This is a genomic window from Amycolatopsis thailandensis, from assembly GCF_002234405.1.
Lineage (GTDB): Bacteria > Actinomycetota > Actinomycetes > Mycobacteriales > Pseudonocardiaceae > Amycolatopsis > Amycolatopsis thailandensis.
Map to the genome: position 1 here is coordinate 1 of NZ_NMQT01000104.1, position 25860 is coordinate 25860.

Sequence of the window (25860 nt, forward strand, 5' to 3'; positions counted from 1 at the left end):
CGATCGCCTGGCCGCTCGGGCTCGCCGGGCTGGCCGGGGTCCCGGTCCTGCTGGGCGCCCTGTGGGCGAGCGGGCGCATCACCCGGCGCGCCGACCACGCGGCGGCCGAAGCGAACACCACGCTGACCGAGCGGATCGTCGAGTTCGCCCGCACCCAGCAGACGTTGCGCGCTTCCCGCCGCGTGGAACCCGCGCGCAGTCACGCCGGTGCCGCGCTCGCCGCGCACCACGGCGCGACCGTCCGGTTGCTGCGCCTGCAGATCCCGGGTCAGGTGCTGTTCGGCATCGCCGGTCAGCTCGCGCTGGTCCTGCTCGCCGGGACGGCCGTTCTCCTCGCCACGCGAGGAAGCCTGAACGTCCCCGAGGCGATCGCCCTGATCGTCGTGATCGCCCGGTACCTGGAACCGTTCGGCGCGCTCGGCGATCTCGCGCCCGGTATCGAGACCGCCACCACCACCCTCGGCCGCATCCGGACCGTGCTCACCGCGCCCGTGGCCCCGGCGGGTGAGGCGGGCTCATCGGGCGAGCAGGCGCCGCGGATCCGGTTCGAGGACGTCGGTTTCCGGTACGCGCCCGGCACCGAAACTGTGCTGGAGAACTTCTCCCTCACCCTGGAACCGGGGACGACGACCGCGATCGTCGGGCCGTCCGGCTCCGGCAAGAGCACCGTCCTCGCCTTGCTCGCCGGTCTGCACCAGCCCACGAGCGGGCGGGTGCTGGCCGACGGGACGGATCTCGCGGAACTGTCCGCGGCCGCCCGGCGGGAGCTCGTCACGGTCGTTTTCCAGCAGCCGTACCTGTTCGAAGGTTCGGTGCGCGACAACGTCCTCGCCGGGGATCCCTCGGCGAGTGAGGAAAGGATCGCCGAGGTCGTCAAGCTCGCCAGGGTCGGCGAGCTGCTGGAGCACACGGCCGTCGGAGAGGCGGGCGGCGCGCTGTCCGGCGGCGAGCGCCAGCGCGTGTCGATCGCCCGCGCGCTGCTCAAACCGGCGCCGGTGCTGCTGGTCGACGAGGCCACCAGTGCGCTGGACACTGAGAACGAGGACGCCGTCGTCCGGTCCCTCAGCGCCGATTCCCCGTCGCGGACGCGGGTGATCGTCACCCATCGGATCGCCGGCATCCGGCACGCGGACCGGGTCCTCTTCCTGGAGGACGGGCGGATCACCGAAGACGGCACCGTCGAAGAACTCCTCGCGCGGCAAGGACGTTTCGCCGAGTTCTGGCGGCGGCAGATCGACGCCACCGGCTGGAGGATCGGCGCACGATGACCCATACACAGGGGGAGCGGGAGTGGGTCGTCACCCGCGACGGCAGACGGCTTCACGCGATGGTGCTCCCCGGACCCAAAGGTTTCACCGGGCCGACGGTGGTGTTCGAAGCCGGGGCCGCCGCCACCCGGTCGTCCTGGGCGGCGGTCCCGCCGGAGGTCGGCAGGCACGTCCGCGCGATCGCCTACGACCGGTCCGGGCTCGGCCGCAGCGCCCCGGACCCCGGTGGCCGGACACTGCGCCGGATGGCCGACGACCTCAACGACGTCCTCGACCACTTCGGCCCGGGGCCCTACATCCTCGTCGCGCACAGCGCGGGCGGGCCGATCGCGCGCCAGGCCGCCGCCCGCCGCCCCGAGCGGATCGCCGGACTGGTCCTGGTCGACCCGACCGACGAGGCGGCGGACGTCCTCTTCGGCCGCGCCTTCCGCACCGGTGAACGCGTCATGCTCAAGGCCGGGGCCGTGCTCGCGCGGCTCGGCCTGCTCAAGGTCGTCTTCCGCGGCTTGCTGAGGGGCATTCCGGACGACGTCCGCCGCGACCTCGAACGCGAGGCGTTCACCGTCGGCACGATGCGGACCCACCGGGAGCAAGCCCGCACCTTCCTCGACGAACTGGCCGTCTGGCGGAACGATCCGCCGGTGCTCGGGGACATCCCGGTCACGGTGGTGTCCGGCGGGCTCGGCGGGGGCGGGCTGTCCGGCGGGATGCGGGCGCGGGCGAACGCGTCCCACGCGCACCGGGTGGCACTCTCGCCCGGCGGCAGGCACGTGATCGCGGAGCGGTCCGGCCACTACGTACCGAAGACCGAGCCCGAGGTGATCGCGCGCGAGATCGTCAGGATGACGTGAGCGCCCGCCGGAGTTCTTCGTAGGTCGGGGCCAGTGTCCGGAGCGTCTCCGCGGCACGCGCGTCGTCCTCGACGACGAGGTCGTACTGCAGCGAACCGACCAGCCGGGCCTGTCCGGTGGCGATTTCCGCCGCCGCCTCGTGGCCGACCCGGCGCAGGCACACCGCCGCGTCGGACAGCCGGCGGGCGCCGACGCGGATCGCGAAGTGGATGAGCATGCCGCGCAGGTCCGGGTCGCAGCCTGCCTCGATCCGGGTGGCCAGCGCGAGCGCCGCGGCGCCGTTGCCGAGGCTGCCGGGCGGGAGTCCCGCGCCGGTCTCACCGCCCAGCCGCCTGATCGCGCGGGGGAGCGACGCGCTGATCGCGGCTTCGTCGGTGACGACGGTGTGCCGGACGAAATTCGTGCGCAGCGTGTGCGGCTTTCCGTAGGCGACGGTTTCGGCACGCCAGGCGGCGGCGAAATCCGCCCTCGGGATCCGCGCGTACGGGTAGCCCTGCGGGTCGTGGGCCAGGACGGACTCGGCGTCGGCCGCGAGCGCGACCAGGAAATGGTCGGCCCCGATCGGCCCGGTCATTCCCGGTTGGTGCCGCAGATGCCCCATTTCGACCGGGCCGATCAGGACCGGGCCGTCGGCCAGGCATTCGGTGAGCCGGGCGAACGCGGCGTCCGGATCCGGTTCGCTCATGGTTTCCGCGGTCCAGCCGAGGACGTCGAGCGCCTCCTCGACGCCGAGATCGGGATCCCAGCCGAAGGCGTCGAAAAACGGCAGCGACCCGCCGACCAGCTGCATGCCGAAAGGGCTGCCGGTCACGGTTTCGAGTACACCGATCCCCGGTGCTCCGGAGCCCAGCATCATCGCGAGTGAATGGGCATAACAATAGGGACCGGAGCCGTGGTAAGGAATTTCGATCACGCGTTCGACGATGGCAGTTTTCGCGCTCAAACGCCACCCCCTTTCTTTCCGTCCGTTGTGGACGGTTCATCACCCGTCCGGGGGTTTCGGGGCCACTCAACGGGTTCTATCCAGGGGACACCGCCGGTACCGGTTGCCGTCGGCGATCTCGCCGACACAGGATGACCGTCTATCGGACTCGCTGTCCCCGCCGTCCCGACCTCGGCCGACGGGAGCGAGGGGTGAGGCGGAGGCGGCATGGCGGAACGTCGTGGGCGGAATCGGTGGCGCCGGGGCCTGGCGCTGCTCACGGTGATCGTCGTGGCGCTGCTGATGGGTGCCCCGCTGCCCGCGAGTGCCCAGACGCAGCCGCGCGGAGCAGGCACCGAGCGGCCGATCGGGCCGGAGCCGGTGTACTCCGGCCTGGCGCACGGCGGCATCACGATGGCCGCGAACTCCGTCGTGCAGTGCGGCATCGGCGTGGTCTGCAACGAGTCCGCGAGCAACGCGAGCCCGGTGTCGTGGATCAAGACCGACCCGGCCGCGCCCGGGAACACCGCCTCCGCGGCGAACCTGACCGTCCCGGCCGGTGCGAAGGTGCTCAACGCCCGGTTGTACTGGCAGTTCAACCCGGTCGCTTCCGCCGGGACCTCCGGCGACGGGAGCAGGGGCAACCAGGTCTCCATGAAGACCCCGGGCTCAGGCGCTTACCAGCGGATCACCGCCGACACCTACGACTGGTTCCCCGCGCTGGCGACCTCCGGCTTCCCGGTCCCGTACACCTACGGCGGCGCGGCCGATGTCACGAACCTCGTCACGAACGCCGGGACCGGGCAGTACACGGTCGCCGACATCCAGGCCTGCCAGGGCCAGTCGATCAGCGGGACGAACCTCGGCTGCTGGGGCGGCTGGTCGCTGGTCGTGGCCTACGAGCTGCCCAGCGAACCGCTGCGTTACCTCCAGGTGTGGGACGGTCTGCAACGGGTCGCGGGCGGCGGCGCGCCGACCTCGTCGACCATCGCGCTGAGCGGCATCAAGGCTCCGACGTCACGCCAGCCGAACGTCGAACTGGGCATCGTCGCGGGTGACGGCGACGCGCCCATCAGCGGTGACTACCTCCAGGTGGGGCCGAACGCGAGCAGCCTCCAGTACATCTCCCTGCCGGGACCCGCGGGCACGGTGACGAACAACGCGTTCAGCAGCCGGATCGACAAGGTCGCGGCCAACGGGTCGGGCTCGAACGTCACCACGCGAAACCCCAATCCGGTGAACAACGTCGGGTACGACGCCCGAAGCATCGACATCACCGGCAAGGTCCCCGCGGGCACCAGCGCGCTGCAGGTGAAGATCGGCACCACCGGCGATGCGCTGTACCCGCAGGTCGTCTGGCTCGTCACCGACGCGCTCGAACCGGACTTGCAGATCACCAAGGCCAACGATCCGGTCGGCAACACGAACGACAGCCCACCGGGTTACGTGACCAAGGGCGGCGACGTCACCTACACCTTCGACGTCACCAACAAGCACGCCGACGGCAGCACCACCGACCTCGACACCGCGACGAACGTGGTGCTCACCGACACGCTGCCGGACGGCGTCACCTTCGTGGCCGGGTCCAATCCGGACTGTTCGGCCGCCGGGCAGGTGGTCACGTGCAGACTGCGGAACCTGGCACCGGGCCAGTCGCAGAAGGTCGCCTTCAAGGTCAAGGTCGGCGCCTCGGTGCCGGACGGCACCAAACTCGACAACACCGGCAAGCTGGCCTTCCGCGGCGAGGACACCGGCCGTCCGCAGGACCGCACCTCGAACACGGTGCGGAACACCGTCGCCTCGCCCGGGTACCAGCTGACGAAGTCGGTCGACCTCGCCGAGGCGATCCCGGGGGACACCCTGACCTACCAGGTGACCCTGCGGAACACCGGCGTGATCCCGGTACCCGCGCTCACGGTGCGCGACACCTTGCCGCCAGGCACGACCCACGTGTCGTCCACGCCTTCGAAGGGCACGGCGTCCGGTACCGGGCCGATCGACTGGGCTGTCAACGGTCTCGCCGTCGGGGAGACGGCCACGCTGACCGTGCGCGTGAAGGTCGGCGAAGCCGCCATCGGCAAGGAGCTGGTGAACCGAGCGAACGTGCCGACCGGGCCGCCGCCGGTCGTCCCGCCCGACAACCGCTGCCCGGACGATCCCGCCGCGGCGTGCGCGAAGACCAAGGTGCCCCCACCGTCGTACACGGTGACGAAGACCGCGGACAAGCAATCCGCGAACCCGGGCGACACCGTGCGGTACACGGTCAAGGTCGCCAACACCGGGAAGGTGACCGCGGCGGATCTCAAGGTGGTCGACGATCTGACCGGGGTGCTCGACGACGCGGTCTACCAGAACGACGCCACCGCGTCGCCCGGTTCGGTGTCCTACGCGTCGCCGAAACTGACCTGGACCGGCACGCTCGCGGCGGGGGCGAGCGCGGAGTTCACCTACACCGTCAAGGTGAAGAACCCCAACAGCGGCGACAACCGGCTGAAGAACGTCGTGACGTCGGAAACTCCTGGCGGTAACTGTCCGCCGGGCTCGACGGATCCGAAGTGCGGTACCACGACACCGGTTTCCGGCCTGCTGATCGAAAAGACCGCCGACCGGCAGTCGGCGAATCCGGGTGACGTCGTGAAGTACACGGTGACCGTGCGGAACACCGGTCAGACCAAGGTTTCCGGTGCGACGTTCACCGACGACCTGACGCAGGTGCTCGACGACGCCGACTACCAGAACGACGGCGCGGCGACGATCGGCGCGGTGTCGTTCGCCTCGCCGAAACTGACGTGGACCGGTGACCTCGACGTCGGTGCGACGTCCACCGTGACGTACACGGTCAAGGTCAAGAAGCCGAACACGGGCGACAACCGGCTGAAGAACACGGTGTCCTCGGAGACCCCGGGTGGGAACTGCCCGCCGGGTTCGACGGATCCGAAGTGCGGTACCACGACGCCGGTGTCCGGCTTGGTTATCGAGAAGGCTGTCGACAAAGCGTCGGCGAACCCCGGTGACGTCGTGAAGTACACGGTGACCGTGCGGAACACCGGGCAGACCAAGATCTCCGGTGCGACCTTCACGGATGATCTGACGCGGGTACTGGACGACGCGGACTATCAGAACGATGGCGCGGCGACGATCGGCGCGGTGTCGTTCGCTTCACCGAAATTGACGTGGACCGGCGATCTCGAAATCGGCGCGACCTCCACGGTGACCTACACGGTGAAGGTGAAGAACCCGAACACTGGCGACAACAAGTTGTCCAATGTGGTCACGTCGGAGACTCCGGGTGGGAACTGTCCGCCGGGTTCGACGGACCCGAAGTGCGGGACCACCACACCGGTTTCGGGCCTGACGTTCGAGAAAACTGTCGACAAGCAGTCGGCGAACCCCGGCGACGTCGTCAAGTACACGGTCACGGTCACCAACTCCGGCCAGACGAAGTTGGCGGGTGCGACGTTCACCGATGATCTGACGCAGGTTCTCGATGACGCCGACTATCAGAACGATGGCGCGGCGACTATCGGTGCGGTGTCGTATGCGGCGCCGAAGCTGACGTGGACCGGTGATCTCGAAATCGGCGGGACGTCCACGGTGACGTACACGGTGAAGGTGAAGAGTCCGAACACCGGTGACAACAAGCTGATCAACGTGGTGACGTCGGAGACTCCGGGTGGGAACTGTCCGCCGGGTTCGACGGATCCGAAGTGCGGCACGACGACGCCGGTCTCGGGCTTCAAAATCGAGAAGTCGGTCGACAAATCCTCGGCGAATCCCGGTGACGTCGTCAAGTACACGGTGACCGTCGCCAACACCGGCCAGACGAAGTTGACCGGGGCGACCTTCACCGATGATCTGACGCAGGTTCTCGATGACGCCGACTACCAGAATGATGGTGCGGCGACGATCGGTTCGGTGTCGTTCGCGTCGCCGAAGCTGACGTGGACCGGCGACCTGGAGATCGGCGCCACCTCCACGGTGACCTATACGGTCAAGGTGAAGAGCCCCAACACTGGTGACAACAAGTTGTCCAATGTGGTCACCTCGGAGACTCCTGGTGGGAATTGTCCGCCGGGCTCGACGGACCCGAAGTGCGGCACGACGACGCCGGTCTCGGGTTTCAAGATCGAAAAAGCCGTCGACAAGCAGTCGGCGAATCCAGGCGATGTCGTCAAATACACCGTCACCGTGACCAACACCGGCCAGACGAAGATCGCCGGCGCGACGTTCACGGATGATCTGACGCAGGTTCTCGATGACGCCGATTACCAGGACGACGGTGCGGCAACGGTCGGTGCGGTGTCCTATGCGGCGCCGAAGCTGACGTGGACCGGTGACCTCGAAATCGGCGGGACGTCCACGGTGACGTACACGGTGAAGGTGAAGAGTCCGAACACCGGTGACAACAAGCTGATCAACGTGGTGACGTCGGAGACTCCGGGTGGGAACTGTCCGCCGGGTTCGACGGATCCGAAGTGCGGCACGACCACGCCGGTCTCAGGCTTCAAGATCGAGAAAACTGTCGACAAGGAGTCGGCGAACCCCGGTGACGTCGTGAAGTACACAGTGACCGTCACGAACACCGGTCAGACCAAGTTGGCCGGGGCGACGTTCACCGACGACTTGACCCGGGTCCTCGATGACGCGGATTACCAGGACGACGGTGCGGCGACGATCGGTTCGGTGTCGTTCGCGTCGCCGAAGCTGACGTGGACCGGTGATCTCGAAATCGGCGCGGTGTCCACGATCACTTACACGGTGAAGGTCAAGAATCCCAACCCCGGCGACAAGACACTGTCCAATGTGGTCACCTCCGAGACTCCTGGCGGGAACTGCCCGCCGGGCTCGACGGACCCGAAGTGCGGCACGACCACGCCGGTGTCCGGCCTGTTGATCGAGAAGGCCGTCGACAAGCAGTCGGCGAACCCGGGTGACGTGGTCAAGTACACGGTCACGGTCACCAACGTCGGTCAGACGAAACTGGTGAGTGCGACGTTCACCGATGATCTGACCCAGGTGCTGGACGACGCGGATTACCAGGGCGACGGTGCGGCGACGATCGGTGCGGTGTCGTATGCGGCGCCGAAGCTGACCTGGACCGGTGATCTCGAAATCGGCGCGGTGTCCACGGTGACCTATACGGTGAAGGTGAAGAGTCCGAACACCGGTGACAACAAGCTGTCCAATGTGGTGACGTCTGAGACTCCGGGTGGGAACTGTCCGCCGGGTTCGACGGATCCGAAGTGCGGCACGATGACGCCGGTGTCCGGGCTCAAGATCGAGAAGGCCGTCGACAAGCAGTCGGCGAATCCCGGTGACGTGGTCAAGTACACGGTCACGGTCACGAACACCGGCCAGACCAAGTTGGTGGGTGCCACGTTCACCGATGATCTGACGCAGGTTCTCGACGACGCGGACTATCAGAATGATGGAGCCGCGACGATCGGTGCGGTCGTGTTCGCTTCACCGAAGCTGACCTGGACCGGCGATCTCGAAGTCGGGTCGACTTCCACGGTCACGTACACGGTGAAGGTGAAGAGCCCGAACACCGGTGACAACAAGCTGTCCAATGTGGTCACGTCGGAGACTCCGGGCGGGAACTGTCCGCCGGGTTCGACGGATCCGAAGTGCGGCACGACGACGCCGGTGTCCGGGTTCAAGATCGAAAAGGCCGTCGACAAAGCGTCGGCGAACCCGGGTGACGTCGTGAAGTACACGGTCACGGTCACGAACACCGGCCAGACCAAGTTGACCGGGGCGACCTTCACGGACGACCTGGCGCAGGTCCTGGATGACGCGGACTATCAGGGCGACGGAGCGGCGACGATCGGTGCGGTGTCGTATGCGGCGCCGAAGCTGACCTGGACCGGTGATCTCGACGTGGGCGCGGTGTCCACGGTGACCTACACGGTCAAGGTCAAGAACCCCACCGCCGGTGACAACAAGCTCATCAACACGATCACCTCCGAAACGCCGGGCGGCAACTGTCCTCCGGGTTCGACGGATCCGAAGTGCGGCACCACGACACCGGTGTCCGGGTTGAAGATCGAGAAGGCCGTCGACAAGAAGTCGGCGAACCCGGGTGACGTCGTGAAGTACACGGTCGTCGTGACCAACACCGGGCAGACGAAGATCGCCGGTGCGACCTTCACCGACGATCTCACTCAGGTCCTGGATGACGCCGACTATCAGAACGATGGCGCGGCGACGATCGGTGCGGTGTCGTTCGCGGCGCCGAAGCTGACGTGGACCGGTGACCTCGGTGTCGGTGACAAGGCCACGGTGACCTACACCGTCAAGGTCAAGAACCCGAACACCGGCGACAACCGGCTGAAGAACGTGGTGACGTCCGGGACGCCGGGCGGCAACTGCCCGCCAGGATCCACGGATCCCGCTTGTGGCACCGAAACCCCGGTGTCGGGCCTGAAGATCGAGAAGGCCGTCGACAAGAAGTCGGCCAACCCTGATGACGTCGTGAAGTACACGGTCGTCGTGACCAACACCGGGCAGACGAAGATCGCCGGTGCGACCTTCACCGACGACCTGACTCAGGTCCTGGATGACGCCGACTACCAGAACGACGGCGCGGCGACCCTCGGCGCGGTGTCCTACGCGGAACCCGAGCTGACGTGGACCGGTGACCTCGACGTGGGCGCGACGGCCACGGTGACCTACACGGTCAAGGTGAAGAACCCGAACACCGGCGACGACAAGATGGTCAACGTGGTGACGTCGGAGACTCCCGGCGGCAACTGCCCGCCGGGTTCGACGGATCCGAAATGCGGCACCACCACGCCGGTCTCCGGTCTGCTCATCAAGAAGACCGCCGACAAGAAGTCGGTCGATCCCGGCGACACGGTGAAGTACACGATCACCGTCACCAACACCGGGCAGACCGAACAGGGCGGTGCGACCTTCGTCGACGACATGACCGAGGTCCTGGACGACGCCGATTACCAGAACGACGGCGCGGCGACCATCGGCGGCGTCTCGTACACGGCGCCGAAACTGACGTGGACCGGTGACCTCGGCATCGGGCAGACCTCGACCATCACCTACACGGTGAAGATCAAGAACCCGGACACCGGCGACAAGAAACTGTCCAATGTGGTCACCTCGGAAACACCGGGCAACAACTGCCCGCCCGGTTCGACCGACCCGAACTGCGTGGCCGACGTGCCGTCCCGCGAGCTGACGGTCAAGAAGACGTCGGACAAGCAGACCGCGAACCCGGGCGACGTCGTCACCTACACCGTGACCGTCACCAACACCGGCAAGGTCGACCTGGTCGGCGAGGACGCCGCCCGGGTCACGGACGACCTGTCCGAGGTGCTGGACGACGCCGACTACGCCGGTGACGCCGTGTCGGCGCCGGTCGCCGGGACGTTCGCCTTCACCGCGCCGAACCTGGTGTGGACCGGCGATCTCCCGGTCGGGGCGTCGACCACGCTGAAGTACTCGGTGAAGGTGAAGAACCCCGTCACGGGCGACCACGAACTGCGGAACACCGTCAGCACCAACACCCCGGGCACCTGCCCGCCGCAGTCCGGCGATCCGGCGTGCTCGACCGTCACCCCGGTGCCCGGCATCTCGCTGGAGAAGAAGGCGGACAAGGCCACTGCGAACCCGGGCGACGTCGTCAAGTACACGGTGACGGTCCGCAACACCGGCAAGACGAAGCTCGCCGGCGCGACGTTCACCGACGACCTGACCGAGGTCCTCGACGACGCCGTGTTCCAGAAGGACGGCGCGGCGACGACCGGTTCGGTGACCTACGAGGAACCGAAGCTGACCTGGACCGGTGATCTGGAAATCGGGCAGACGGCGACGGTCACCTACAGCGTCAAGGTGACCAAGACCGATGGCGACGGCAAGCTCACCAACGTGATCACCACCGACACCCCGGGAGGAAACTGCCCGCCGGGCAGCACGGATCCGAAGTGCGGAACGACGACACCGTTGTCCAGCCTGAAGATCAAGAAGACGGCCGACAGGACGGAGGCCAAGCCGGGCGAGGTCGTCACGTACACCGTCACGGTGGAGAACACCGGGCAGGCCGCGGTGGACGACGCGACGTTCACCGACGACCTGAGCCAGGTGCTGGACGACGCCACCTTCGACGGCACCGCGAAGGCCAGTACGGGAACGGTCACCTATTCCGCGCCGAAGCTCACCTGGAAGGGCGAACTGAAGCCGGGGGAGAAGGCCACCGTCACCTACGCCGTCACCGTGCGGAAGCCGGCGACCGGTGACCACCGCCTCCGCAACGTGGTCACGTCCGACACCCCGGGCGGCAACTGCCCGCCGGGCTCGGACAACCCCGACTGCGGGACCGACACCCGGGTGCCGCCGACACCGCAGCCGCCGGACAAGCCGAACCCGCAGCCGCCGCCCACCCCGCGCCCGCCGGGCCTGGCCGTCACCGGTTCGCCGGTGAAGACCATGTCGATCCTGGCGCTGGGCATGCTGGCCATCGGAGCGCTGCTGCTCCTCGCCGGGAGGAGGCGCCGGGAGTCCTGACCTGACGCGGTGGCCCCGGCCCGGCTCAGCGCCGGGGTACCGCGACCAGCGCTTCGACCTCGACGACGAGTTCCGGTCGCGCCAGCGCCGCCACGACGATCAGCGATTGGGCGGGCCAGCCGGCTTCCGGGTACCAGCGGGTGAAGGTCTCGCGCATCGCCGCGCGGAAGCCGTCGAGGTGCTCGGTGCCGGACAGCATGCTGAAGATCTTGACCAGGTGCTCCGGGCCGGCGCCCGCGGCTTCGAGCAGCCGTTCGAGGTTGGCGAGCACCGCGCGGGTCTGGGACCCGGCGTCGGGGCCCGCCAGGTCACCGTCGGGCAGTACGCCGATCTGACCGGACACGACGACGAGTTCGTGGTCGGCGGGAACACGGACCAGATGGCTGTACGGGCCGATCGGGGCCGCCACGGTCTCCGGACTCCAGCGCTGGATCATCGGTCCCCGTTTTCTCGACGCAAGGAATTCACCACCAAAGTATGAAGGCCGATGATTCCGCGCCCCGGCGGGAGTCTCCCCTTCGACGGACGATGACTGAAAGGGACTCCGGATGACTGGTGCAGGAACGAAGACCGACGTCTGGCCGCTGATCCACACCGAGCGGGAGGCGCTGGCGAACGATCTCGCGGGATTGACCGAAGAGCAGTGGGCGACGCCGTCGCTGTGCGCCGGGCTGACGGTGCGCGAGGTGCTCGCGCATCTCACCTCAGCCGCGACCCTGACACCGCTGAGGTGGATGGCGGGGGTCATCCGCTGCGGGTGGGACTTCGACGAACAGGTCGCCATGCGGCTGGCCGAGCAGCTGGGCGAGGACGGCGCCGAGACGCTGGAGCGATTCCGTGGCGTCGTCACCAGCACGACGAAACCGCCCCTGCCGAAGCTGGCGATGCTCGGTGAAACGATCGTGCACGGCGAGGACATCCGCCGTCCGCTCGGCATCCGCCGCGACCACCCGATCCCCGTGCTCACCGCGCTGGCCGAGTACTACCAGGGCTCGGACATGGTGGTGGAGGCGAAAGGGCGTATCGGCGGGCTGCGGCTGGAAGCGACCGACGGTCCCTTCACCGTCGGGTCCGGGCCGCTCGTCTCGGGCACGACCGTGGCACTGATCATGGCCATGACCGGACGGGCGGCCTACCTGGCCGAACTCGACGGCGACGGGGTTTCGATCCTGCGAGAGCGCGTCCCCTCGCGGGACTGAGACTCAGCCCCGTTCGAGGGGCAGGCCCGCGCCGGCCCAGTCTTCGATGCCCTCCCGGTACTTGCGGACGTCGGTGTAGCCGAGGGCGGTGAGGCGGTCGGCGACCTGCCCGCTGTTGGGACACGCGGGGTTCGAGCAGTAGGTGACGATGGCGGCGCCGCGATCGGGGAGCACGGTCGCGGCGTGCGCGTCGACGTCGGCGAGGACCAGGGGAACGGCGCCGGGCAGATGCCGCTCGGCGTGGTACTCGCCACCCAGCGCGTCGACCACCGTCACGGTCTTCGCGTCGATCGCGGCCTTCAGCTCGTCACGGGTGATGAGTGCGGTCATGTCGCTACCTCCAGTTGAATCGGACTATAGTCCGCATGTGCCTCACGACCATAACGGACCGCAGTCCGCTTTCGCAACGCCGCTGGAACTGCTGCGTACGCCGCCGCCCAAAGAGCGCGCCGACGCCGCCCGCAACCGGGCCGCCATCCTGGACGCGGCCGCGTCGCTGTTCGCCGAGCACGGCGTCGAAGCGGTGTCGATGGACCAGGTCGCGGCGGCCGCGGGCGTGGGGAAGGGGACGTTGTTCCGCCGCTTCGGTGACAAGGCGGGGCTGGCCGCGGCGCTGCTGGACGCCCGGGAACGCGTGCTCCAGGAAGGGATCCTGCACGGCCCGCCGCCGCTGGGCCCCGGCGCGCCGCCGGTCGAACGGCTCGTGGCTTTCGCCGACGAGTACCTCGACTACGTCCTCAAGCATCTGCCGCTGGTGCGCATGTCGGAGACCGCCGCGCCGGGCGCGCGCTACCGCATCGGGGCCTACCGGTTCTGGCACCGGCACGTGGCGATCCTGCTCGACGGTGTCGCCGATCCCGAGCACGCCGCGCACGCCCTGCTCGCGCCGCTGGCGGCCGAACACGTGACCGCTTTGCTGCCGGAACTGGGGGAGGACCGCGTCCGCGCGGGGATCACGCGCCTGTGGCGGGAGGCCGGAGCCAAGTAGGGTGTCGGCGAGAACCCGGGAGTGTGTCGATGGTGGAGAGCCGGAGGTACCGGTCTGCGAGGCAGGCCGTGCTCGTCCTGCTCGCCGCCGTGCTGACCGCGCTCGGCCTGTTCCTCGCGCTGCACTCGGGTGATTCCGCCTCGGCGGACGAGTCCCGCGGGGCGAACGCGACGGTCGACTCCTCGGTCTCCAAGGCCGTCGCGCCGGTGCGCGCCATGGGCAGGCTCGCCGCCGAACCCTCGCTGCTGGGTGTGCACGGTCACGGTGACCTGCCTCTCTTCGGGACCGTCCCGCACGGGCCCGCGTCCACGACCCTGCTGCGCCTCAGCGAGCTCCACGACGACGTCACTCCTCCCCGGCTCACGGCGAACCGCCTGGCGCTGGGTGATCGCGCTCCTCCTTCCCCGGTAGCCGTCTGAAGCTCCCGGGCACGTCTTCCGCGTGCCCGGACCGGGAATCCGCGCGCCCGCCTTTCGCTGCCGCGCGCGGGTGAACTCATCGAGGAGAAACCTTCTTGCCGCGCGAAACCGCGCGGCGGGGCATGACCGGGCGAGCCGTCGTCTCGCTGGTCATCCTCGCCGCGACCGTGTATCTGTTGCTGACCACCGCCCCGCGCCTGGGGCTCGATCTGCGTGGTGGCACGCAGATCGTGCTGGAGACCAAGGATTCGCCCACCGTCACCGCCGACGCGGAGACCACCGACCGGACACTCGAGGTGCTGCGCCGCCGGGTCGACGCGCTGGGCGTCGCGGAGCCCATGCTGGCCCGCTCCGGGGACAACCGGATCATCGTCGAACTGCCCGGCGTGCGGGATCCGCGCGAGGCCGTCGAGGTGATCGGCCGGACCGCGCAGCTGTCCTTCCATCCGGTGGTGGGTGTCGGGTCCGTCCCCGGCGAAAAGCCGGACACCCGCGTCCTGCCCGACGAGAGCGGGCAGCCGATCACGCTGGGACCAGCCGCGCTGACCGGCGAAGGCGTCGACGAGGCACGTTCGTCGATCGATTCGCAGGGTGGCGGCGGCTGGCTCGTTTCCGTCGACTTCAAAGGGGACTCCGGTCGTGCCTGGGAAAGACTGACCGGGCAGGCGGCCTGCTCGCCGCCCGGTGACCCGGCCCGCCGGGTCGCGATCGCACTCGACGACAAGGTGATCTCGTCACCCCAGGTGAGCCCGCAGGTCGCCTGCGGGGTCGGGATCGTCGGCGGGAGCACGCAGATCACCGGGCAGTTCTCCCCGGCCGAGGCGAAGGACCTGGCGTTGCTGATCAACGCCGGCGCGCTGCCGACGCCGGTCGAGATCATCGAACAGCGGACCGTCGGTCCCACGCTCGGTGCCGCCGCGATCGACGCCAGCGCCCGCGCCGCCGTGATCGGCCTGGCGCTGACCGCGCTGTTCCTGGTCGCGGTGTACCGCCTGGCCGGACTGGTCGCCGTGGGCACGCTGGTGGCCTATGCCGCCGTGTCCTACGCCGCCCTGCTCGCCGTCGGCGCGACACTCACCTTGCCGGGACTGGCCGGGTTCGTCCTGGCCATCGGCATGGCCGTCGACGCCACGGTGCTCGTCTTCGAACGGGCGAGAGAGGAACACTCGGTCAAACGCGGTGGTTCGCTGCCGCGCTCGGTCAGCCGCGGGTTCAGCGGCGCGTTGTCGGCGATCGTCGATTCGAACGTGACCACCCTGCTCGCGGCGGGGCTGCTGTTCTGGCTGGCGTCCGGCCCGGTGCGCGGATTCGGGGTGACGCTGTCGATCGGTGTCGTCGTCGCCCTGTTCATCTCGCTCGTGCTCACGCGCTTGCTGCTGCACCTCACCATGCGGGGCTTCGTCGCGCGCAAACCGCGGCTGTCCGGGCTCACCCACGAGGGCAAAGTCCGCCAATGGGTGAACCGGCGTGATCCGGAGTTCCTCGGCAAGCCGAAACGCTGGCTGATGGTCGCGGGCGCCGTCGTCATCGCCGCGATCGCGGGACTGTTCGTGGCGGGGCCGAATCTCGGCGTCGAGTTCACCGGCGGCAGGGTGATCGAGTACAGCACTTCATCGCCCGCCGACGTCGAGCAGGTCCGTGACGCGGTCTCCGACGCCGGCTTCCCCCGCGCCGTCGTGCAGATGTCCGGTGACAAGGACATCGCGGTCCGTACCGAGCCGATCGACGACGACGCCACCGAGCGGATCCGGACCGCGGTCGCCGGAGTCACCGGCGAAGCGACCGAGATCCGCGACGAGCAGATCGGCCCGAGCCTCGGCGCCGAACTGCGCACCAAGGCGGTGATCGCGCTGTGTCTCGCGGTGCTGGCGCAGCTGATCTACCTGGCGGTGCGGTTCGACTGGCGGCTCGGGCTGGCCACGGTGGCCGCGCTCGCCCAGGACGTGCTGATCATCCTCGGGATCTTCGCCTGGCTGGGCAAGTCCATGGACGGCGTCTTCCTCGCCGCGCTGCTGACGGTGATCGGCTACTCGGTCAACGACTCGGTGGTGGTCTTCGACCGGGTCCGCGAAGTGCGGGGGCAGCGGCGCAAGGAACCGTTCGCCCGCGTCGTCGGCACGGCCGTGCTGCAGACGCTGCCCCGGACGATCAACACCGGGATCGGCGTGCTGTTCGTGCTCGGGGCGCTGCTGTTCCTCGGGGACGGTTCGCTGGCCGACTTCGCCCTCGCGCTCCTGCTGGGGCTTGTCGCGGGCACAGTGTCCACTGTGGCCACCGCGGGGCCGGTCGCGATCCTGCTCGACAGGCGGTGGCCGGGGGCCGGGCGTCCCGCCCGCGGGGCGTCGCGGACACAGAAGCGCGACGACAACGGCGCGGTGGTGTGACCGGCGTTCCTTTGTGGACGGCCTCTATGCTCGTTCCCGGTGGCAGGGGAGTCCACCGGGAACGAGGGGCGGGGTAGATGATCCAGAGCGTGCTCGTCGGCGCTGTCGTCGTGCTGGCTTGGACGATGACGGCGGCACGGCTGGAACGGTGGCAGATCACCGCGCCGATGGCGATGGTCGCGGCGGGGCTGGCGATCGGGTTCAGCACCCGCAACGATCTCGGCAACGGGCTCAACACCGAGATCGCGCTCAACGCGGCGGAACTGATCCTCGCGCTGCTGCTGTTCGTCGACGCCACCGCGGTCAAGGGCGGCTATCTCGGTCATGACGCCAAGACCGCGGTGCGGCTGCTGCTGATCGCGCTGCCGCTGACGATCCTGATCGTCATGGGCGTCGGCCTGCTGGTGCTGCCGGGCCTCGGCTGGACGGTGATCCTGCTGATCGCCTGCATCATCGCGCCGACGGACTTCGCGCCGGCGACCTCGGTGGTGCACGACGTCCGGGTGCCCGAACGCGTGCGGCACCTGCTGAACGTCGAAAGCGGGTACAACGACGGCGTCGTCGCCCCGGTGTTCATCTTCGCGCTCACCCTCGCGGGGAGCAATCATCAGGCGAACACACCGGGCGAGGCGCTCCAGGCCGCGATCCCGGCGGCGTTGCTGGCCGTGCTGGCGGGCTCCGTCATCGGCGCGGTGGCCGCCGTGGCGATGAACGTGACGGCCAAACACGGCTGGTCGACACGGCACTCCGCGCGGGTCGCGGCCGTCGCTTTGCCGCTGCTGACCTACACCGCCGCCGTCGCGATCGGCGGCAACGGTTTCGTCGCCGCGTTCATCTGCGGCATCGCCTACAAGACCGCCCGGCACCCCGGCGAAGACGAACTCGGGCTCGCCGAGGACGTCAGTTCGCTGTGCGGGCTGCTGATGTGGTTCGTCTTCGGCAGCACCGCGGTGCTGGTGCTGTCCTTCGGCCTCACCTGGGGCGTGGTGATCGTCAGCGTCGTCGCGCTGACCGTCGCCCGGCTGATCCCGGTGCTGCTCACCTTGCTGCGCACGGACTTCCGGTGGCGGGACCGGATGACCATCGGCCTGCTGGCGCCGCGCGGCGCGGCGTCGATCGTGTTCGGTCTGCTGGCCTACAACTCGCTCGACGGCGACGCGGCGGACGTCGCGTTGAGCGTCATGGCGGTGACCGTGCTGGCGAGCGTCGCCGCGCACGGTGTCGGGGCGTCGGCGTTCCTGAACCGCAAATCCAAGACCTCCTGAGGCGGTGGGTGAGCCTGTCCCGAGCGAGGCCGGCGGTGCCGCTGGGGTGAGGGTGTGACGGGGGAGGTTCCGACGTTGAACGTCCGGTTTCTTCCCTGCGCTTGCCGAATCGCTTGGATCGCGCAACCACCTGGCCTGCCGGAGGGTGCTGGCGCAACTACTGCCGGATCCAGCGGGGCGCCAAAATCCGACACCTGAACCCCGACAGTCGCGTGTGCTCGCGGGTGTCGTGAGCGGGAAAGAGAATTCTGTCGAGGGCCAAGGTGGCGACTTCTTAACCTCGGCGGGGTTCCCAATGTCGCATCTGTGTCGCTCAGCGACACAAATGCGACATTGGGAACAAGGACCGGGAACAGGCGACCGGCCAGACCGCGTACCTTGGCTCGGCGGGGTCTGGCAGGTCGGCGGTGTTGTGAAAGCCACGTTCGCAACGTTCAAGGTTGCGAACGTGGCTTTCGCAACACGCCACCTTCGCTGTTCTCTCAATACCCCGGACTCCCGATTGCTGCTACGTGTCCTATGTGGACACATGAGCGTCACCGCGGACTGGTCCTCCTGACCGCTCACGAGCGATCAGGAGCCCATCGCCTTCCTGATCGCCGCTTCGAGTTCTTTCACATGCTTCGAATTCATGCCGCCGTAGGTGAAGGTGTTCATGTCCACCTTGTCGGCGTACAAGGGCGCGTCCTCGACGATCGTCTTGGAGGCGCCGGGTACTTCGAAGACGAGCCTTCCCGGCTTGAACGCCGTCGGCGGGATGTTCTTGATACCGCTGATCTTCTCGACACCGAACGTGTGCTTCCGGTTGCCGAGCCCCTTCACGGCCGCCTTGATCGTGATCGTCCGGCCGCTGAAGCTGATGGACCGGCGTCTGGCGTGAATGTGCACGAACCCTCCCCTGGGTGCGGAAGAAGGCACCCTATGGGCCGGGGAATCGACCGGACGAGCGCCGTTCCCGAACCGTTACCGGCCGCGGACGCCTCGATCATGGAAGCGGACCTGATCGCCGGTTCGTAACGGCGAGCGGCGAACCACCGACATCCGGTGGTCACCCGACGCGGCGGCCCCGACCGGAGGTAGGAGATTGCCGGAGATCATCAAGGTCCGGGTCCCCGAACCGGCCGGACTGGACGTGGTCTTCCTGCACGGGCTGGACGGCGACGCGCGGAAGACGTGGGCGGGCGGCTCACCGTCGTCGTTCTGGCCGGAGTGGCTGGCGGAGGACTTCGACAGGCTGGCCGTGTGGTCGGTGGGCTACGAGGCCTGGTCGACCGGGTGGCGGGGCCGGGCGATGCCCATGCAGGACCGGGCGATCAACTTGATGGCGCGCCTGCAGAACCACGGTATCGGCGAGCGGCCGCTGTGCTTCGTCACGCACAGTATGGGCGGTTTGCTGGCCAAGGAGATCCTGCTGCACGCGGCCGAGGGCCGGGCCGGGTTCGCGGAGTTCGCGAAGGCCACGCGCGGGGTGGTCTTCCTGGGGACTCCGCATACCGGTTCCGGGCTGGCGGCGGTCGTCAAAGCGCTCGGACTGGTCTACCGGTCCACCGCGGCGGTGAAGGACCTCGAACGCAATTCCGCTCATCTGCGGCATCTCAACGACCGGTACCGCGATTGGGCCGACAAATCCGGGATCCGGAACCTGGTGTTCTTCGAGGCGTACCCGACCAGAGGCGTCCGAGTGGTCGACGAGGGTTCGGCCAACCCCGGACTGCCCCGGATCCGGCCGATCTCCGTCGACGCCGATCACGTCGGCATCTGCAAACCGGCCGATCGCGATTCCCTTGTCTACGGCCAGGTTTCGAGGTTCATCGCCGACATCCTGTCGGAGACCGAAATCTCGCCATCCCGTCCCGCGGCCTGGAAACTTCCTTTGCGCGGCAAGGTATTCGTCGGACGCACCGCCGAATTGGACCGCTTGGAGAGGGCGGCGAAGGCCGCCGGCCGGGTCGCGGTGGTGGCGGTGCACGGCCTGGGCGGTATCGGCAAGAGCAGCCTGGCCGCCAGATTCGCCGAACTGCGCTCGGCGGATTACTCGGCCGTGTGGTGGGTGACGGCGGACTCGGCTCCGGCGATCGACGAAGGGCTGGCGGAGCTGGCCGTGGCGCTGTCCCCGCAGGCCGTGGAGCTGCCGTGGGAACAACGGATCGAACAGGCCGTGAACTGGCTGGCCGGTCATTCCGGCTGGCTGCTCGTCCTGGACAACCTGACCGATCTCGCGCACGCGAGTGGGCTGCTGGAGCGAGTGCGGACCGGCACCATCATCGTCACCAGCAGACGCGGCACCGGCTGGCGGGACGTCAGCACCGTGTCACTGGACGTGCTGGAACCGGACGAGGCCGTCGAGCTGCTCGAACGGACGGTCCGGGCCGAGTGGCCGGACGTGGTCCCGGCCGGCGCCGGCGAGCTCTGCGCGGAACTCGGGTGGCTGCCCCTGGCGGTCGAACAGGCCGCGGCCTATCTCGCGCAGAACCGCATGACCCCGGCCCGCTACCTCGGCCTGCTCGCGAGGTCTCCGGCGAGGATGTTCGCGTGGACCGCGGAGGCCGAAGACGCGGAGCGTGCCGTGGCCCGGGTCTGGCACGTCACCCTGGACAGGCTCGCGGACACCCCGCTCGCCGCGAAAGTGTTGCGACGTCTCGCCTGGCACGCTCCCGAACGCATCCCGCGGGCACTGCTGGCGGACGCCGCCGACGAACCGGAGTTGTCCGAGGCGCTGGGGCGGCTGGCCGCCTACAGCATGATCACCCTCGACGCCGAAACGATCGAGGTCCACCGTCTCGTGCAGGCCGTGACCCGGACGCCCGACCCGGCCGATCCCTACCGCCGTCCCGAAGACATCGACCACGCTCGGGAGGCGACCGCCGCCGCGCTCGCCAAGGCGCTCGACGCGGCCGACCCCCGCTTGCCCGACTACTGGCCCGTGTTCCAAGCCGTGCTGCCCCACGGGCGGGCGCTGCTCGAACACACCGACATCGACACCGGTCCGCTCTGTCACCTCGCGAACAGCCTCGGCCTCTACGTCCTCGGACAGGGCGATCCCGCGGCCGCGATCGCGCTCGCGGGCCGCGCGAGCAACGGTTGTGAACGCCTCTACGGCATCGATGATCCCGTCACCCTGCAAGCCCGGAGCAACGAGGCGTCCGCGTACCAGGCGGCCGGTGACCTGACGCGGGCGATCGCGTTGTTCGAGGCCACGCTGGAGGACTGCGAGCGGGCGCTGGGGTCCGCCCATCCGGACACCTTGAGTTACCGGAACAACCTGGCGGCCGCCTGTCACGCCGCCGGCGACCTGACTCAAGCGATCTCGCTGCTGGAAGAGACGCTGACGGGGCGTGAACGGCTGCTGGGAAAGGAACACCCGGACACGCTGCTCTCCCGGAACAACCTGGCCATGGCCTACGAGGCGGCGGGAGAGGTGGAACGGGCGATCGGGCTTCACGAAGTCACGCTCGCCGATCGTGCACGGGTGCTGGGAGCCGATCACCCGGAGACCTTGCTGTACCGGAACAACCTGGCCTACCTCCATTGGTCGAAAGGAGACGTGAAACGTGCGGTCACGCTGTTCGAAACGACACTGGAAGATCGCGAGCGCGTGCTGGGAGCGGACCATCCGAACACGCTGATCTCGCGGGCCAATCTCGCGGGAGCGTGCGAGGCGGCCGGTGACCTCACCCGCGCTGTCGAACTGCAAGAACGGACGCTGGCGGATCGTGAACGCGTCCTGGGACCCGATCACCCCGACACCTTGAAATCGGGCAACAACCTCGCCGGGGCGTACGAATCCGCCGGTGATCCGGCCCGGGCGATCGAGTTGTACGAAAGCACGCTGGCCGCGCGGGAGCGGGTGTTCGGGCACGATCACCAGGACACCCTGAACACCCGGAACGACCTGGCCTACGCCCGCGGCGTCGCGGGCGATCTGCCGCTCGCGATCCGGATGTACGAAGAGGCGCGGGCGGACGCCGAGCGGGCGCTGGGGCCGGACCATCGCGTGACCAGACGGATCCGGGAGAACCTGGAGACCGCGATCCGCCTGCGTGACCGTTCTTGATCAGTCACCCGCGGGGGACAGTGGCCAAGGAGTCCCACGACCGTTCCTTCGGTTCCACTGTGAACATCGGCGCCGTTCGTCCAACGTGGCCGGTATTCGCTGCCGCGTCCGGCCTTGCCCGTGGCTTTGCGATATCCGGCGATCCGCGATTTCCACGATCGCTTCGTCGGTCGGATCCAGGACCAGTACCCGGATTCGTCCGCCCGCTTCGAGGATCGACCGGATGTCACGCGGGGCCGCCCCGGTTCGAGTCCCAAATCCCGGTCGCACCGAGGTCGGTGATCACGCTCGCCGGATCCATGCTCGTCCGCCACCGAACCCTCTCGTCGTCCGTTGCGTGGTGACAGTAGCGGCAGGACGTCCTGACATGTCCGGGATTGCTGACATCGATGGCATACCGCGAACCAAGCGATACGAAGCCATTTGGCTCAACCGTTTGTCTGGTCCAGTCCAGTTATGTCTACTAACGTAGAGGGATGGAGCTGGAACTGCGCCACTTGCGCATCATGTGCGCGATCGCCGAACTCGGGAGTATCACCAAAGCGGCGAATACGCTCGGAATGGCCCAGCCTGCACTGACAGCACAACTCAAGCGCATCGAACGGACACTCGGCGGGAAGCTCTTCCTGCGCGATCACACGGGCACCCGGCCGACCGCGCTCGGCCTCCTGGTACTCGACAGGGCCAAGATGGTCCTTCCCGCGGTGTCGTCGCTGCACGACGAGGCCGCGCGTCTCGCCCAGCACGCCGGCACCGGCGAGCCGATGACCTTGCGGCTCGGTTCCGCGACGGGGCCGATGCTCGGGGCGCTCCTGCAACGCCTCGGCACCACCCATCCCGACATCCATGTCGCCACGCACACGTCGTGGTCGGCCAACAAACTCGCGGACATGACCGCGGAGGGTGGGCTGGACTTCGCCTTCGTCGGCGTCTGCGGTGACGCCGGTCCACCGCCGGAGCCCGGGCTTCGCTGGCGGACGCTCGCGCATCATCCGGTGTTCGTGCTGATGTCGGCGCGGGACGAGCGCGCGCAGCAGAACGAGATCGAACTCGGTGAGCTGGCGGAAGAACGGTGGTGCGCGACGCCGGGTGACGGATGCTTCGGCGACTGTTTCGCGTCCGCGTGCGCGCGATCGGGGTTCACGCCGCGTTCGCTGTACGAGACCGATGTGCTGACCTGTATCGAGATGGTCGAGTCGGGGCACGCGGTGGTGCTGTGCCAGCCGCTGTTCCACGAGATCCCGGGTATCGTCGCGGTCCCGATCGCCGGGAATCCGTTGAGCTGGCGGAATCTCGTGGGCTGGTCGGAACGAGGGGAGATGGGGCCCTTCGCCGCCGAGATGATCGCCCTGTCGCGCGCGGTGTACGGCGAGCTGATCGACCGGCGGCCGACCTACTCGAAGTATCTCGAGTTGAACCCGGGTTATGGCGTGGACTACACGGACGCCGGAGTGCGCTGACCTGCGCCGAAGTCGTTGAAAGGTCCAGTCCACTGGGTGGATATGACCTAAATGGTATGTACCTTTTGCAGCAGGCGCCTCGTACGGTCTGGACGAGATCTTCTTCCGGAACGTCGGTGAGGAAAGCCTGAAATGAACCGAAAGATCGTAGCGGCCGCCGCGGCGGCCCTAACCGGAGCCGGTCTGGTCACGGCCGTCGCGCTGACGCCGAGCGCCAGTGCCGGCCAGACCGTCACGGCGTCCGACCAGGTGCAGTCGGAGATCGTCGCGGCCATGGCGCGCGATCTGAAGATCAGCCCGGATCAGGCCCGGACCCGCCTCGCCGACGAGCAGAAGGCCGCCTACGCCGACAGCGCTCTCAAGACCCGGCTCGGCCCGTCCTATGGCGGGTCGTGGCTGGACGCGGCAGGCACGAAGCTGACCGTCGCCGTCACCGATGCGGCTCTGGAAGGCGCCGTCCGGGCGGCGGGCGCGACCCCGAAGACCGTCGCGCGGAGCGCCGCCCAGCTCGACGCGGCGAAGCAGTCGTTGGACGCCAAGGGAACCAGCGCGCCGAAGAACGTGCCTGGCTGGTACGTCGACGTCGCCACCAACTCGATCGTCGTCCTGGCGCACACCGGCGGTGAGGCCGCCGCGAAGTCGTGGGCGACCGCGTCCGGTGTACGGGCCGAGGCGGTGCGGGTCGAGACCAGTACCGAAAGCCCGGTTCCGCTGATCGACGTCATCGGCGGCAACGCCTACACCTTCGGTTCGGGCCGGTGCTCGATCGGTTTCTCGGTCGAGGGCGGCTTCGTGACCGCCGGGCACTGCGGCACCACCGGCACGCGTACCTCGAACCCGAGCGGGACCGTCGCGGGCTCCACCTTCCCCGGCAACGACTACGCGTGGGTCCGCGTCGACGCGGGCAACACCCCGCGCGCGCTGGTCAACCGCTACCCCGGCACCGTGCCGGTGGCCGGTTCGCAGGAGGCCGCGATCGGCGCCTCGGTCTGCCGTTCCGGTTCCACGACGGGCTGGCACTGCGGCACCATCCAGCAGAAGAACGCCTCGGTGAACTACCCGCAGGGCACCGTTTCCGGCCTGACCCGGACCAACGCCTGCGCCGAACCGGGCGACTCGGGCGGCTCGTGGCTCGCGGGTGACCAGGCACAGGGCGTCACCTCCGGTGGTTCCGGCAACTGCACCTCGGGCGGCACGTTCTACTTCCAGCCGGTCTCGGTGATCCTGAGCGTCTACGGCCTGAAGCTGGTGACCTCGGGTTCGAACCCGCCGAGCAGCACCACCACGACGCCGACCAACACGACGTCGAATCCGCCCACCGGCACCTGGGCGGCCGGCACCACCTACGCCGCCGGTGCGACGGTCACCTACAACGGAGTTTCCTACCGGGCCCTCCAGGGCCACACCGCACAGGCTGGATGGGAGCCGCCCAACGTCCCAGCGCTTTGGGCCCGCGCCTGACCGCCTAGCCGTCCGGGCCACACGCAGGGGTGCGCCCGGACCGACCGCCCCCGACGTCGTCCGTGCGTCGGGGGCGGTCCCCATTTCCGGTGGGGCAAGGCAAAGGTGGCGTGATGGAGTCTCCTGCCGAGCAGGGCTTTCGCGGCCCGGGCCCGGTGCGAACTGGCCCGCGGGAGCAGATCGCGGCGGCGGCCGTCCACATGAGACACCCCTTCCGGCCGGAACGCCCGTTTTGGGCACTTCGCGTGGCTTTGCGAAGGGGTCGTGAGTGGTAAAGAGGGTTAGAACCCTCTTTACCACTCACGACCCCACGTAGAACCTGCTGGGCAGGATCGACCATGCCATATTTGCCCTTCGGCCCAATAGCACTCAAGTCCCCGTACCGAACGCCTCACTCGCCCCACCAGCCACTCCTGGCCTTGGAGATCGCGATCTCACGTGATCAGAGGCGGAACTCGCGTGATCGGACGACGTTCACCGTGTTCGCCGTCTGATCACGCGAGATCCGTTCCCGATCACGCGAGTCACGTCTTCGCGCACGTTGGGTTCAGATACGACGCCACTCTCAGTCGGCGCACCGGCGAGCGCGCATGGCGCACTTGGCGCCTCAGTGCAGGACTTTCAGTCCTACCACGCACGCCACGATCCCCACGATCAGCAGGATTCTGGCCAGCGAAACGGTTTCCGCGCCCGACCACATGCCGTAGGCGACGGTGAGGGACGCCCCGATCCCGACCCAGACGGCGTAGGCGGTGCCGACGGGGAGATCCTTCATCGCGTAAGCGAGACCCACCATGCTGGCCACCAGGGTCACCCCGAAGATCACCGACGGCGTGGGCCGGGACAATCCTTCGGATTTGCCGAGGGCGGTGGCCCACACGGCTTCCAGAACACCCGAAACGATCAGGACAAGCCACGACATGACGCGCTCCCAGAGCGCCGTCTTGTCGCTGGCCGGGTACGGCACCCACTCGTCCGGGGACCTCGATCACGAGGTTCCACGACCAGGATCGCACATCGCTCGCGCGGGGCGCCCGCGGGTTTGACGAGGATCACCACCCGGCAGGCC

The 25860-nt window shown here is 68.4% G+C and carries 16 protein-coding genes and 1 riboswitch; of the genes, 11 read left to right on the plus strand and 5 right to left on the minus strand.

What is annotated here, in order from left to right; translation table 11 throughout:
* Both CFP71_RS29185 and CFP71_RS29190 read left to right on the plus strand, forming a co-directional pair.
* Nucleotides 1-1268: ABC transporter ATP-binding protein (locus tag CFP71_RS29185; RefSeq protein WP_143267206.1), on the plus strand; the 1268-nt coding region annotated here is incomplete at its 5' end.
* On the plus strand, nucleotides 1265-2119 hold the full coding sequence (locus tag CFP71_RS29190; RefSeq protein WP_093937170.1) for an alpha/beta fold hydrolase: 855 nt from the start codon (nucleotides 1265-1267) through the stop codon (nucleotides 2117-2119). The genes CFP71_RS29185 and CFP71_RS29190, both read left to right, overlap by 4 nt.
* Here the strand turns inward: CFP71_RS29190 and CFP71_RS29195 are convergent.
* Nucleotides 2106-3062 (minus strand): hypothetical protein, encoded by a 957-nt coding sequence (locus tag CFP71_RS29195; RefSeq protein WP_244199875.1) that lies wholly within the window; start codon nucleotides 3060-3062, stop codon nucleotides 2106-2108. The two genes, CFP71_RS29190 and CFP71_RS29195, sit on opposite strands and share 14 nt — an antisense overlap.
* Nucleotides 3063-3269: 207 nt before the next feature.
* Here CFP71_RS29195 and CFP71_RS29200 point away from each other — a divergent pair, with 207 nt between their 5' ends.
* Nucleotides 3270-11561 carry a DUF7927 domain-containing protein gene (locus CFP71_RS29200; RefSeq protein ID WP_093937171.1) on the plus strand — a complete coding sequence of 2764 codons (8292 nt, stop codon included), beginning with the start codon at nucleotides 3270-3272 and terminating at the stop codon, nucleotides 11559-11561.
* A gap of 25 nt (nucleotides 11562-11586) precedes the next feature.
* Here CFP71_RS29200 and CFP71_RS29205 read toward each other — a convergent pair whose 3' ends face one another.
* Complete coding sequence (locus CFP71_RS29205) at nucleotides 11587-11997, minus strand: RidA family protein (protein ID WP_093937172.1); 411 nt, start codon at nucleotides 11995-11997, stop codon at nucleotides 11587-11589.
* A 112-nt stretch (nucleotides 11998-12109) separates the two neighbouring features.
* Here CFP71_RS29205 and CFP71_RS29210 point away from each other — a divergent pair, with 112 nt between their 5' ends.
* Nucleotides 12110-12760, plus strand: coding sequence for a maleylpyruvate isomerase family mycothiol-dependent enzyme (locus tag CFP71_RS29210; RefSeq protein WP_093937173.1), 651 nt, complete (start codon nucleotides 12110-12112; stop codon nucleotides 12758-12760).
* 3 nt (nucleotides 12761-12763) lie between these two features.
* On the opposite strand, the gene CFP71_RS29215 is transcribed toward CFP71_RS29210, so the two are convergent.
* Nucleotides 12764-13090, minus strand: a complete 327-nt coding sequence (locus CFP71_RS29215; RefSeq protein WP_093937174.1) for a rhodanese-like domain-containing protein — start codon at nucleotides 13088-13090, stop codon at nucleotides 12764-12766.
* A gap of 82 nt (nucleotides 13091-13172) precedes the next feature.
* Here CFP71_RS29215 and CFP71_RS29220 point away from each other — a divergent pair, with 82 nt between their 5' ends.
* The 4 genes from CFP71_RS29220 to CFP71_RS29235 all read left to right on the plus strand — a co-directional run bounded on the left by CFP71_RS29220 (nucleotide 13173) and on the right by CFP71_RS29235 (nucleotide 17816).
* Nucleotides 13173-13748 carry a TetR/AcrR family transcriptional regulator gene (locus tag CFP71_RS29220; RefSeq protein WP_093937220.1) on the plus strand — a complete coding sequence of 192 codons (576 nt, stop codon included), beginning with the start codon at nucleotides 13173-13175 and terminating at the stop codon, nucleotides 13746-13748.
* Between the two features lie 29 nt (nucleotides 13749-13777).
* On the plus strand, nucleotides 13778-14167 hold the full coding sequence (locus CFP71_RS29225; protein WP_244199876.1) for a hypothetical protein: 390 nt from the start codon (nucleotides 13778-13780) through the stop codon (nucleotides 14165-14167).
* A gap of 95 nt (nucleotides 14168-14262) precedes the next feature.
* A complete protein-coding gene (gene secD, locus CFP71_RS29230; RefSeq protein ID WP_093937176.1) occupies nucleotides 14263-16551 on the plus strand; it encodes a protein translocase subunit SecD in 2289 nt (762 codons plus the stop codon).
* Between the two features lie 77 nt (nucleotides 16552-16628).
* The gene (locus CFP71_RS29235; RefSeq protein WP_093937177.1) at nucleotides 16629-17816 is read left to right on the plus strand and encodes a cation:proton antiporter; all 1188 of its coding nucleotides are present in this window, start codon (nucleotides 16629-16631) and stop codon (nucleotides 17814-17816) included.
* A 573-nt stretch (nucleotides 17817-18389) separates the two neighbouring features.
* On the opposite strand, the gene CFP71_RS29240 is transcribed toward CFP71_RS29235, so the two are convergent.
* A complete protein-coding gene (locus CFP71_RS29240) occupies nucleotides 18390-18704 on the minus strand; it encodes a hypothetical protein (RefSeq protein WP_093937178.1) in 315 nt (104 codons plus the stop codon).
* Between the two features lie 196 nt (nucleotides 18705-18900).
* Between CFP71_RS29240 and fxsT the strand changes: the two genes are divergently transcribed.
* The 3 genes from fxsT to CFP71_RS29260 all read left to right on the plus strand — a co-directional run bounded on the left by fxsT (nucleotide 18901) and on the right by CFP71_RS29260 (nucleotide 24791).
* A complete protein-coding gene (fxsT, locus tag CFP71_RS29245; RefSeq protein WP_093937179.1) occupies nucleotides 18901-21870 on the plus strand; it encodes an FxSxx-COOH system tetratricopeptide repeat protein in 2970 nt (989 codons plus the stop codon).
* Nucleotides 21871-22346: 476 nt separating this feature from the next.
* On the plus strand, nucleotides 22347-23330 hold the full coding sequence (locus CFP71_RS29255; protein WP_093937181.1) for a LysR family transcriptional regulator: 984 nt from the start codon (nucleotides 22347-22349) through the stop codon (nucleotides 23328-23330).
* Between the two features lie 132 nt (nucleotides 23331-23462).
* Nucleotides 23463-24791, plus strand: coding sequence for an alpha-lytic protease prodomain-containing protein (locus CFP71_RS29260; protein WP_093937182.1), 1329 nt, complete (start codon nucleotides 23463-23465; stop codon nucleotides 24789-24791).
* 607 nt (nucleotides 24792-25398) lie between these two features.
* On the opposite strand, the gene CFP71_RS29265 is transcribed toward CFP71_RS29260, so the two are convergent.
* Nucleotides 25399-25713 (minus strand): DMT family transporter, encoded by a 315-nt coding sequence (locus CFP71_RS29265; protein ID WP_093937221.1) that lies wholly within the window; start codon nucleotides 25711-25713, stop codon nucleotides 25399-25401.
* Nucleotides 25714-25724: 11 nt separating this feature from the next.
* Nucleotides 25725-25793, minus strand: a riboswitch (guanidine-III (ykkC-III) riboswitch).
* Nucleotides 25794-25860: the final 67 nt, after the last annotated feature.